This is a genomic window from Aquella oligotrophica (assembly GCF_002892535.1).
Classification (GTDB): Bacteria; Pseudomonadota; Gammaproteobacteria; order Burkholderiales; family UBA11063; genus Aquella; species Aquella oligotrophica.
Genome location: NZ_CP024847.1, coordinates 1,047,058 through 1,059,360, shown reverse-complemented (window position 1 = coordinate 1,059,360; position 12,303 = coordinate 1,047,058). Strand labels below are relative to the sequence as shown.

Here is a 12,303-nt window from a genome sequence, read left to right as displayed (position 1 = left end):
ATAGTTTCCTCATAAACGGCTAGCAAGAATGCTTGCAGCAAATAATAAATCATCTGGATAAGTAATTTTCGGATTACTATAGAGTGATTCTACTACACTAACCTTGCTACCCAAGGCTTCAACAGCACTAGCTTCGTCAGTAATAGTTATATTTTTCTCCCGACAATAATCTAATCCAGACATAAGGATATGGCTTCGAAACATCTGGGGTGTCTGAGCCTGATAAATAACAGTACGATCAATTGTTTTAACAATATTACCATCTGCATCAACTTGCTTTAAGGTATCCGTAGCCTTACTTGCCAATATCCCACCAATTTCATGATTCTTTAGCTGAATAAGTAGCTGTTCAACATCGCGATGATCAATACAGCAACGCGCGGCATCATGAACTAAGACCCAATCATTATCCTCTAATTCAATATGCTCAAGTGCATTTCTAACAGTTTCAGTCCTAGTTATACCACCCAATCGAAGAAAATTAACATTCGGATAACGGGAAATATAATCATCAATATAGCTATCATCCCGTTGACAGATAACGTATATTTCATTAATCATTTTTAGATTAATAAACGTCTGTAATGTCCAGTCAAGAACAGTCTTATCAAGTAATGGTAAATATTGTTTTGCAATTGGAGCATTAAATCGGCTACCTGTCCCAGCACATGGAATAATAACAATATGCTTCATCATCCAACCTTCTAAGATTCAATAAAATCTTTTGTCTGATTGAACCAAAAACAATTACCGTTACTGGCTTTATCTAAAACTTTAAGATATTCTAGATGCGCATCAAGTTCGGTTGCCGACACCTTGACAACAATGTCATTTGGAATATTAATTTGTTTATAGGTTTTTTTGTTTTTTTGCTGCTTTACTTCTTCATCCGCAAGTAAACTGATTTGCTCTTTAGTCAATTCGAGAAACACAAAGCCAAGTAACTCGCAATCTATTAAGGCACCATGATAAGTACGATTACTACGATCAATCCTAAAACGGTCACATAATGCATCAAGGCTATTTTTAGCACCCGGAAATTTTTTACGCGCCATCATCAGTGTATCAATGGCATTTACAGCATATTCAAGAGTATTTTTCTTGCCAAGCTCAAGAAAATGATGATCAAGGAATTTTAAGTCAAATTTAGCATTATGTATTATTAACTCAGCACCCTCAATATAATGTAGAATTTCATCAACACGTTCACGAAATGGTGCTTCATTTGCAACTTGTTCCATAGTTATGCCATGAACATTAGTTGCTTCTTGGGGAATATCACGTTCAGGATTGAAATATAAATGCAGGGAGTTTCCAGTAAGCTTACGATCAATCATCTCTAAAGCGGCAAACTCAATAATCCGGTGTCCTTCACTTGGCTCAAAGCCAGTTGTTTCAGTATCTAGGAGTAATTGTCTCATTTTTATAGCACCTTAAATCTATACAAATGCTTGCGACAGCTCATACAAATATAATAACGTAGTTTACTTCTTAAACCAAATAAACCAACGTGCATTAATTGATTTGAACCACAATTACAACAATGTACCTGACCATCATTATAAATGTTAAGGTTTTCTGTCAAATATCTATCATAATCCGGCAACTGCGAATAGCGAATGACCCGAATAACGGCAACAACAGCATAACATGCTATTACAAAAACTATAAACCAACCAATACTAGCACTAAATGCTACCATTAATGCAATAAAAACTATTAAAAACAAGATAAAGCCAAAGCAACCTAAAAGGCTTGGCAAGATGATAAAACTCATTAAACTCAAAAAGGCAAACAGGATTAATCCACCGATAACCTCAAAAACAATCATTTTCTCTTCCGCATACTAAATTTGATAACCCCACTATTTTAGCACTTCTCATCAGCTTAACAAACATTAAAAAACCACGAGAAAAATCTCGTGGTATAACAGTAAGATTAATTTAGAAGGTAGGACACATACCTGAGTTTGTACCACTTTGCAATGAATTCTCAAAAGTGCAAAGAGCAATAATGTTGCCAAGTACGAGCATGTTTGGATGATCAAAAGGCGTACCCAAAGTAGAAATAAGGCTATTAGGTGTCCAAAATTTTGAATTAGCCAAAGGGTTAGGCTCATCAGGATTACTAACTCCATTTATTCCCATTGGAGATAGCTGAGTATAGTTATTTGTCATTTGGAAATTAGGAATAACTGTTGACTCAATCAAGCTGCCACTTGCAGCCACGGAGCATGGCGCCGCAGAAGGAACCAAACCATTACCACCAGCAAAACTTACGCCATACTTCATACATGAATACGCTTCATGGGTATTTAACACAGTCACAGCCGAATCAAAAACCATATGAATGAAGTTAATTGGCGAATTACTCGTCCAATTATAGGTTGAGCCATTAGTCAAGATTAACTGGAATTGGTCATTTGCAGATACCGCTGGATTAATAAATGCGGTCCCAGAATTATTAGTTCCATAATGATTAGCTGTTGCTGACACTGGATACGTTGAACCATCTGGCAAAAAGAATGTCAGATTAAGTGGGGTTTTAGGGTCATAGTTATTGATATTAAAGGTATTATTCACTATCGCCCCAGAAATCTGTCCTCCAGTATAAGTTGTACCCAAAATGCCTGAGTATAGCTCATATAATGTTGCTATTTCAGTCGGTGACATTGGAATGTCAGACCAGAACTGAGGATTCATCGCAAAATTATAGGCATTAGTTAAGTTATGAAAACTATAATACATTGCTGCTGTCAACACATAGCTAGTTAATGCAGGCTTGTAAGTAGCGGCGGAAACTGCGGTTACTATGTTCCAGCTATTCATTTGGGTAACAGACTCAGTTCTTAATGGACTATTAGCCGAACGCATAACATCTACGTTCCCACAATTATATGCAGAGTTGCTTGAACAATTAAAAACCCCATCATTATTGTCATTAAAAGCAAAATTCATCTGGTCAGCAAGAGAATATGCACCTTCTTGAGGGGAAGTAATTTTTAACTGTAATCCATTCTTGCTCAAAACACCACTTTGACTACCCTGAGCCATTTGTGAGGCTTTTAGTGCATAACCACCACCCTCTGAATAACCAGTAATAAATAATGGAAGCTCCTGATTGATACTAATTCCATAATCACTAGCAAGAATTTGTCTTAATGCAGGGAACATGTTAAATGCTGAGTAAACGTTATTATCTGGATAAGCAACATACGGATGAACATTATTATAATCAATTCCCTGACCAACATAATCTGGTGCAACGACTGCAAAACCACGCGCAGCATAAATCGCAGATAATGAAGCATAAAACGCATCACCTGTATTATCCAGTGCTGTCACATTACAATAGTCAGGAATATTTAAAGAGACATTACCTGCCCCAGTAAAGAAAGGACCAAGACATGAAGGAACCTGATTTTTACCAAAAGTAGTTGGGTGGAAGTAAACAACAACTCCACGAATTGGCGCACCATTTTTCATATTCGGTACAATTATCAACCCTGAAGCCGTTCGAACAATCTGTGCTGGATCGGTCTGATAATTTTGTCCTTGAGTTTGATATTCGATGGCGTAAGCTGAAACGGACTCTATCATGCTGGCACCAGCAATATTCTTCTCAATAAAGTTTGAGGCTACATCATAGTTATATAGAGTTTTAGTATTTGCCTGATTGGCAGCTTCGTAATCCAATACAGACAAATCACTTTCAAAGTAATAACCTAATTGCGGCTGCGTAGTAGCATAACCAACAGCCAGTGGACTTGCATACGAGATAGTTCCAAGCCCAGCTACAGGCATGCCACCTAATTGCTGTTTAGAAATTGACACCACCTCACCATAGTTAGTGGTATTATTTGGACCAGCATAGCCTCCGCCATTACAGGCAGTTAAAGAACCGAGTATAAGCAAAGGCAATACTGATGACTTTTTGTTCATTTTCATAAAACTACCCAAAAAAATTTGCTGGCAAGCAGAACTAAAATAAGTTATATTATAAACTCAAGTAGTTATTTAGGGTAAATTTTAATAGAAAATTTTGTACTTCCTAGCGAACCCTCATTCCCGGTTTTGCCCCATCATGTGGCTCCAATATGTATAGACCACCATTTTTATCTTCAAAACTAGCCGCTAAAACCATACCTTCGCTCATCCCAAATTTCATCTTGCGTGGAGCTAAATTTGCAACCATAACAGTATGTTTACCAACTAAATCAGCAGGGTTGTAGGCTGATTTTATACCGGCAAATACATTTCTAGTTTCATTACCTATATCAAGTGTCAACTGAACTAATTTGTCAGCGCCTTCAACGTGACTTGCTGCAACAATTTTGGCAATGCGTAAGTCAATTTTTGAAAAATCATCAATTGTTATTGTTTCTGCCACTGGTTCATAATTTATATTATCAGCCTTAGCTACTGGGCTAGATTCGTTTACGGTTACAAGTTTTTCTATCATGGTTGGCTCTACCCTATTAATTAAATGATTATATGTATTTATATCAACTCCAAGAATGTATTCTTCAAGGCTAGCCCAGATTAATGGAGAAATATTCAGGAATTTCTCTACATTCCCTATAAGTTCAGGCAATATGGGTTTAAGATACACTGATATAATCCTAAATGCATTAATCAAAAGCGTACATATCTGCTGTAACTCTTGATCTTTCCCAGCTTCTTTAGCTAAAATCCAAGGTTTAGCCTGATCAACATACTGGTTTACATCATCAACTATTTTCATGATCAGGCGTACTGCTTTGGCAAACTCACGCGCCTGAAATAACTCTGCCACTTCATTTCTTATTGATAACACATGAATTAACAGTGACTCATCATCAATTTTATCCGCAAGCTTGTTGGCAAAACGTTTGGCTATAAAACCAGCAGAACGGGCAGCGATATTAATATACTTTCCAACTAATTCCGAATTTATCTTAGCAACAAAATCATCTAGCGATAAATCAAAATCTTCGATTCGATTATTTAATTTGCTAGCAATGTAGTAGCGGAAAAATTCTGGATTGAGCCCACTCTCAAGATAAGTTTTGGCAGTAATAAATGTCCCGCGTGATTTAGACATCTTTTCACCATTTACCGTCAGAAAGCCATGAACAAAAAGCCCACTTGGAGTGCGATAACCAGCATCATGAAGAACAGCAGGCCAGAATAATGCGTGGAAGTAAAGAATGTCTTTACCAATAAAATGATATATTTCAGTATCTGGACTATTCCATAATTGATTAAAATCAAGCCCTTGTTGCTCGCAAAAATGCATAAAGCTACTTAAATAACCAACTGGTGCATCAAGCCAGACATAGAAGTATTTTCCGGGAGCATCAGGGATCTCAAAACCAAAATAAGGTTTATCGCGGGATATATCCCAATCCTGCAAGCCACCCTCAAGCCATTCCTGCATTTTATTTTTAGCTTCTACCTGCAAGCGTCCATCGGCATTTAGCCAAGTCGCCAAAAACTCTCCAGCTTCGCTCAGGCGGTAAAAATAATGCTCTGATTCACGTAAAACAGGCTTTGACCCAGAGATGGCTGAATATGGATCAATTAATTCGGTTGGTGAATAAGTAGCACCACATTTTTCACAGCTATCACCATATTGATCAACTGCCTTACATTTTGGACAGGTTCCCTTAACAAAACGATCCGGTAAAAACATCTCTTTTTCTTCATCAAAAAGCTGGCTAATAGTTCGAACCGCAATTTTATTATTCGCTTTTAGCTTATTGTAAACATCATAAGCACACTGTTTATTTTCTATTGAGTTGGTCGTATAAAAATGGTCATGACCTATCCCAAATGCGGTAAGATCTGCAGTATGCTCTTTATGAAAACGCGCAATTAATTCTTCGGGAGTAATTCCCTGTTCCTCTGCTTTTAACATAATTGGCGTGCCATGTGTGTCTGTTGCACAAATAAAGTAGCATTTTTCACCTTTCATTTTCTGAAAACGAACCCAAATATCAGCCTGAATATGTTCAAGGACATGCCCAAGATGCAAACTTGCATTGGCATACGGTAAAGCACAGGTTACAATAGTATTTTTAGTCAAAGCACACCTCAGTATAATTTATAATTGTCTTAGTAAAACAGTAAACTTTTTATGTTAAAATAATGCTTCCAAAAATACTTGATTTAAATCTTAAATAGCAATGGAAACAATGACTAACAAACCTGATATTATAGCACACCGCATTAAAACCGGACTAAGTCGCATTAAGAACATAAAAAACATCATAGCCGTAACCTCTGGTAAGGGCGGGGTTGGTAAATCCACCACCGCAGTCAATCTGGCAATCAGCCTTGCCAAACTTGGCGCATCAACAGGGCTTCTGGATGGTGACATTTACGGACCATCACAACCTATCCTCGTTGGTGCAACTGATTTTAAACCTGAGGTTAGCAACAATAATTTTGTGCCACTTGATAAATTTGGCATTAAAATAATGTCATTTGGATTTTTAATTGACCCGACACAAGCAGCAATTTGGAGGGGAGCAATTGTCAATAAGGCAATCGACCAAATGCTAAATGATAGTGAATGGGGTGAGCTTGATTTTCTGATAGTTGATATGCCACCCGGAACTGGGGATATTCACCTAACTATGGCACAAAAAATGCCTATCACAGCAACAATAGTAGTTACAACTCCACAAGATATAGCACTACTTGACGTTGGCAAAAGTATCGCCATGTTTAACAAATTAGGTCTTCCATGTCTGGGAGTAGTTGAGAACATGAGTACACATGTCTGCGAAAACTGTGGGCATCAAAGTGATATTTTTGGCACTGAAGGAAATCAAAAATTAAAAGAAACTTATAATCTTGAGCTATTGGCAAAATTACCATTAAATATTGCTATTCGAGAAGAAAGTGATAAAGGATGCCCAATAGCAACGGCTAATAATTCAATTGCAGATATTTATCTTGACCTAGCACAAAAAACAATAGAAGAAATTAGCCAGTTACCCAAAGACTTTTCAAATAAACTGGGTACAATTTCAGTAGTACAAAAATAAATCAGATAAAAAAATAACCATTATTTAGTTAAAATAGTGGTTTAAATTTATAAATTAACCACCTCCAACGATGAATGACAAAAACTACATTACCACAACTGGCTATGCAGTGCTCAGAGAAGAGCTACATAACTTAGTTACTAAAGAACGTCCACACTATGTAAAATTGGTGAACTGGGCGGCTAGTAATGGCGATCGATCAGAAAATGCAGATTACCAATATGGCAAAAAACGCCTACGCGAAATTGATAAAAGAATTCATCAATTAACTAAGAAAATTGAACATGCCGAAGTAGTTGACCCACTTTCACATAGAGGAAATGAAACCATTTATTTTGGTGCAACTGTTATTATCCTTAGGAATGAAAAAACTGAACAGACTGTAAAAATTGTTGGTCAAGATGAGATAAATACTGAACTTAATCATATCAGCTGGACTTCGCCACTAGCCAGAAATCTATTAAGGAAAAAATTAGGTGATGATTTTGCCTTTATGTCCCCACAAGGGCTTGAAAACATAGAAATACTAGATGTAATTTATGAATAAAAAAAATATAGTAATCATTGGTGGTAATGGGCTTATGGGAAAGCTCTTTAGTAGATTATTTAGTCAGGAAAATCATACTATAAATACAATAGGTAAAGATGACTGGCAAAATGCCAGCACAATCCTAGCAAAAGCTGACTGGGTAATTATTAGCGTTCCTATCCATATAACCAGTGAGATTATTGTTAAAGTTGCCAAACAAATCAACCAAAATTGTGTACTATCAGACTTCACCAGCATAAAATCATCCCCGTTATTAGTAATGCTGCGTGAGCATATTGGTCCGGTTATTGGACTTCATCCGATGTTTGGACCCACAATTAATAGCACACACAATCAGGTAATCATAGCTTGCGATGGTCGTTATCCTGAAAAGACAGCTTGGGTCACAGATTTATTACTGAAGTTGGGCTTCACTGTCAAACATCTCGATGCTACAAAGCACGATCAGGCGATGAGCTTCATTCAGGGGATCGAGCACTTCTTAACATTCAGTCTTGGTACATTTTTACACCACAAAAATCAGCACCCCGAATCCTTGATGGAACTAGCAAGCCCAATCTATATGGCAAAGCTATTACTCATGGGAAGAATTTTTGATCAGGATGCTGCTTTATATGCCGATATAATTATGGCAGACAATTCTAGAATCGAGTTAATCAGAGAGTTTAGCCAATGGCTTAATCATTGGATAGATCAGCTCGAACAACATAACAAAGAGAACTTTATCAAGGAATTTAAGGAGGCTAGTAAATGGATGGACAAATTTACCAGCTATTCTCAAGAAGTTAGTGATGGTTTCTTGGATATTCAATTAATAGAATCGATTAGTATAAAAGATTAGCTTCATTTAATAAATAGTTATTTCAGAATGATTTCATAAGGAATGATATGCTCTATAATCAGGATATTATTGATGGCTTGCCAGTTATTACCAAATTAGATGTTAACCTGCTTGAAAGAGGAAGAATTTATCGTTTTATGTTCAAAGGTGCAGATATGAATATAGGACAGAGCTGGTATGTTCCGATAATGGTTGCCGTAGGTAAACACCCTGGGAAAAAACTGTTACTTAACACAGGAATCCATGGTGATGAATTAAATGGAATAAAAGTAATCCAAGAGACTTTTGCAACGCTAGATATAGAGAATATGGCAGGAATAGTAATTGGAGTTTTGCAGGCTTCACCTAACTCATTAATGCACATTAACCGTAACTGGTATCTGTCAACTGATGGTGGCGATTATGCAAATATGAATCGGCTTTTTCCCGGCAAAATAGATGGGAATACAGCCGAAGTTCATGCCTATAAACTATGGAATAATCTGTGGCATGGCAATGTTGATATGGCAATAGACCTACACGCCCAATCTACGGATACCATTTATCCATTTTTTATGTATGCTGATCTTAGTATTCCAGAAGTCCGCGATCTGGCATTAAAATTTCCAGCCGATCAAATTTATGATGACAAAGATAGCTTAGGTACCGTGGAAGGAACTTTCGATAGTTATGGCATTCCAGCTATTACCCTTGAACTAGGCTCACCACGAATCTTTGAACCAGAATATATTCAGCGTGCAATCGAAGGAATATACAATGTCATGTTGGCTAATCAGATGATAAAAGAGCATCATGGGCGAACAGCAGAAACTTTTGGAACCATAATTGGCAATAAGCTTACATCTGTAAAAGCAGAAGTTGGTGGTTATGCAGAAATATTTGTGAGATTAGGGGTTAAAGTAAAAAACGGTGAGAAAATAGCAATTCAGAGAAACCCCTTTGGAGATATAATCAAATCCTATGAAGCTCCACACGATGGAATAGTTGCATCTATTGGTACTGGTGCAACCCGGGAAGCTGGTAGCTTATTAGTTCGGATTCTTAGCTAAACCGCGGGTTAACGGCTAATAATCATCTGGTAAACACTACTTGTTGTCATGCTATTACATGCTGTATCAAGTGTTTTATAGTAACTATCTTGGGCTGGATTGTTTATTTGCCGAAACATGTAGCAATACTTGATGCCATAGTTGCATTCTTTCGTCAAATAAAACCCTTTATTTACAGTGTCCAAGCAGTGTTCATTTTTGGCAAGATGAACGATCTGTTTGGCTGTATAGGTAGAGAATTTTTGCTGATAGTAGTCTTCAGATTTAACTTCAAGAATTTTAAAGACACTATTGCCACCACAATATTGATAGACTTGGAAATCACCCTCTTCAGTATATTTTCTGGCATCCTGAAATTTGAGGAAGATACAGTTTCCATTCGGGCTAAGAGTTGCATCTATCATGCTTTCCGAGTTACCAAGCTCGTGTAACAAACGGCGAGTTGAATTACTAATTTCAAGCATAGAATAGACATGGCTACCATCGACTACTTCTGCATCAAATATTAAAATTACATTATTGTTATTAAATTTGAAGGCATAAATTACATTTGGATTTGCAATTTGGCTAATAGGAACCTGATTGAAAAATAATGTGTATAGCCCATTTGCATTATTGTACACTGCGTGTAATTCACCTTGTTCAGTGTATAGAACGACATCTTCAAGATTAATAAACTGGCGTGTATTGGTGTTGGTTAAAGTAACCAGCTGCCTATCCCCAAGCGATCCACTATTAAGCTGGCGCATTATCTGATAGGAAGCTCCAGCCGTAATACTATCTATAGTTGCAGATTCTGCAGCATGATAGTCATTATAAAGATATTCCTGGAGGGTTTTATCAATATTAAAATATCTATAGGCAAGAATACCCAATACTACTAACCAAAAAGAAATTAATAGCACTAATATCCACGGAACCCGTTTGATAATTTTTATTATAATATCGATCATTATTAAATGTATGAGATAAAAAGGTTAACCCTTAATTTTACCCTACATAACTGCAAATAGTAACCAAAACACCTAAAATAAATATATTATAGCTCTGCTAACACTGTAAACATTGATAATTTTATAGTTGGAATATCCAACACTTCAATTAATAAGATTCTCAGAAGTCTCTACATGAAGTTACCAGCGCTCTTCAATTTATATTGTGCTTATCTTATTTCCACTTAACAAAAAACTAAATGGTGGGGAACTCCCACCATTTAATCAAATAATTAGTAACTACAAGTTGCTGTATTATAATAATAAATAATACCTGCAAAATTATCCGCAATTTGTGGGTCGGTTGCGGGAGCTAATGGAGGATTAAGCTCGGTATAAAAGCCGTTAAATACTGTTGTATGCTGGAAGTTGTATAGCCCAGCCTGCATTTCTTCCGGTCCATTCATCTGTAAAAACTGCTGGAAGCTTGAAGAATCAACAACAGCTACATTATACGGATAATTTGGATTAGTCAACTGCATGCTTACACCCTGCATGCTTTCGGCTTGTTGCCAGGTATTCGGTAAAATTACAGCAATATGTCCTGCACCACTAGAATTATAAAAATTAGCTACAACACCGCAGCCAGCATTAGCTAATGCTTGTGCAACTGCCGGTGCCGAAGAATAATTCCCAGCAAAAGAGGAAGATTCAACATTAGTCCAATTATTAGCACCACTTGCCAACCCCTGAGAATTTGCATCAGCAAGACCACACCAGTCATAGCCCAAATCACCTCGTGGCTGCAATGGAGGAATATCCTGATTAAATACACTACTAACCGCCCATTCAGCAAAAGCACTGCAATGAGACACCCATGGTGAAAAGCTCTTGGTATTATTATCGACATAATATGTGCAAGTACTTACACTTTCTTGCGAAGCCGCATATTGCTGGATTGCCTGATCCTGAACTGGGTATCCGATTGAATTAGCCGGAGCACTCGGATCAGGATTATAGGTTATAGTATAAGCTGCAAATAAAGTTTGGTTAGCACTTTCGCTAGTTTGCCAACCGGGAGTTATTCCGGTAGCGCTAAAGTTCTGTGAAAATCCAGCGGCATAGCTATTTCTACTATCATTAAGTGTCATGCCATTTTGATTTAATCCTTGCAAATTATTACAATTAGCCAGTGCCACAGATGAAACACAACTTAAATAATCTGGACTTGGTGTCTGACAGACCGGTAAGGCATTACAGCTATAACTATCACTGGAGAGATACTGTGTAGCAAGAGGAATCGACTCATCATAACCGGGAGTTCCCGGGTCAGTATTATTTTGGCTCGCAGCACTGCCGCTTTGGCAAGCTGCCAACATTCCTGCTGAATAAATAATAATTGGTAAAAATTTTCTAAGATGCATTTTACTATCCATAATGGTTACATAATTAAACTTAATTATATCGCGAAAAAACACCAGCAATAAACTGCAAATTTTGCAGTGTAAAAGTTACACTTGGCATCTTATTCAAGAAGGAATATAATAACTTTTTATTATATGATCTATCGGTACTCCATAAGGGAGTTATCTGCCATCCCTTATTTATTCTGATAATGCCATACTGTTGTATGGCATTTTTTCTGACAACTACAAATTATAATACTATATCTGATAGGCTAAAAAACATGAGGGTTTTCCTCAGGTTCAGTTTTAATTATTCATTTGGCACAAATACTCCCCATGGGTAAAGAGTAGTAAAAGTATTTATCAGACTTACCAATACCAACACTTTTAATAAAAGCAGCAATAACATCATTAAATAGTTGCTGCTGAATTTGATACCAATTTGTAATCACTTGTTTGAATTTCAGTATTTCTAGCTTGCAAAAAGCACAT

11 protein-coding genes are annotated in these 12,303 nt (G+C 36.9%); 4 read left to right on the top strand and 7 right to left on the bottom strand.

The annotated features are described in order from the left end of the window. Positions 1–9 precede the first annotated feature (9 nt). From ispD to metG, 5 genes are all read right to left on the bottom strand, one after another. The gene (ispD, locus tag CUN60_RS04925) at positions 10–696 is read right to left on the bottom strand and encodes a 2-C-methyl-D-erythritol 4-phosphate cytidylyltransferase (protein WP_102950960.1); all 687 of its coding nucleotides are present in this window, start codon (positions 694–696) and stop codon (positions 10–12) included. A gap of 8 nt (positions 697–704) precedes the next feature. Continuing rightward, complete coding sequence (gene dnaQ, locus CUN60_RS04920; RefSeq protein ID WP_102950959.1) at positions 705–1,421, bottom strand: DNA polymerase III subunit epsilon; 717 nt, start codon at positions 1,419–1,421, stop codon at positions 705–707. A gap of 2 nt (positions 1,422–1,423) precedes the next feature. Further along, positions 1,424–1,831 (bottom strand): hypothetical protein, encoded by a 408-nt coding sequence (locus CUN60_RS04915; protein ID WP_102950958.1) that lies wholly within the window; start codon positions 1,829–1,831, stop codon positions 1,424–1,426. Positions 1,832–1,943: 112 nt separating this feature from the next. Then, positions 1,944–3,947 carry an alpha/beta fold hydrolase gene (locus CUN60_RS04910; protein ID WP_102950957.1) on the bottom strand — a complete coding sequence of 668 codons (2,004 nt, stop codon included), beginning with the start codon at positions 3,945–3,947 and terminating at the stop codon, positions 1,944–1,946. A gap of 103 nt (positions 3,948–4,050) precedes the next feature. Beyond that, positions 4,051–6,066, bottom strand: a complete 2,016-nt coding sequence (gene metG / locus CUN60_RS04905) for a methionine--tRNA ligase (RefSeq protein WP_102950956.1) — start codon at positions 6,064–6,066, stop codon at positions 4,051–4,053. Positions 6,067–6,175: 109 nt separating this feature from the next. Between metG and CUN60_RS04900 the strand changes: the two genes are divergently transcribed. The 4 genes from CUN60_RS04900 (at position 6,176) to CUN60_RS04885 (ending at position 9,473) form a co-directional block, all read left to right on the top strand. Then, positions 6,176–7,033 (top strand): Mrp/NBP35 family ATP-binding protein, encoded by an 858-nt coding sequence (locus tag CUN60_RS04900; RefSeq protein ID WP_158649294.1) that lies wholly within the window; start codon positions 6,176–6,178, stop codon positions 7,031–7,033. A gap of 70 nt (positions 7,034–7,103) precedes the next feature. Continuing rightward, a complete protein-coding gene (gene greB / locus CUN60_RS04895; RefSeq protein WP_102950954.1) occupies positions 7,104–7,580 on the top strand; it encodes a transcription elongation factor GreB in 477 nt (158 codons plus the stop codon). Further along, positions 7,573–8,424 carry a bifunctional chorismate mutase/prephenate dehydrogenase gene (gene tyrA / locus CUN60_RS04890; protein ID WP_102950953.1) on the top strand — a complete coding sequence of 284 codons (852 nt, stop codon included), beginning with the start codon at positions 7,573–7,575 and terminating at the stop codon, positions 8,422–8,424. Before greB ends, tyrA begins: the two co-directional genes overlap by 8 nt. Positions 8,425–8,471: 47 nt before the next feature. Continuing rightward, positions 8,472–9,473, top strand: coding sequence for a succinylglutamate desuccinylase/aspartoacylase family protein (locus tag CUN60_RS04885; protein WP_102950952.1), 1,002 nt, complete (start codon positions 8,472–8,474; stop codon positions 9,471–9,473). A gap of 8 nt (positions 9,474–9,481) precedes the next feature. On the opposite strand, the gene CUN60_RS04880 is transcribed toward CUN60_RS04885, so the two are convergent. Beyond that, the gene (locus CUN60_RS04880; protein WP_102950951.1) at positions 9,482–10,426 is read right to left on the bottom strand and encodes a hypothetical protein; all 945 of its coding nucleotides are present in this window, start codon (positions 10,424–10,426) and stop codon (positions 9,482–9,484) included. Between the two features lie 272 nt (positions 10,427–10,698). Continuing rightward, on the bottom strand, positions 10,699–11,829 hold the full coding sequence (locus CUN60_RS04875) for a hypothetical protein (RefSeq protein WP_102950950.1): 1,131 nt from the start codon (positions 11,827–11,829) through the stop codon (positions 10,699–10,701). Positions 11,830–12,303 lie beyond the last annotated feature (474 nt).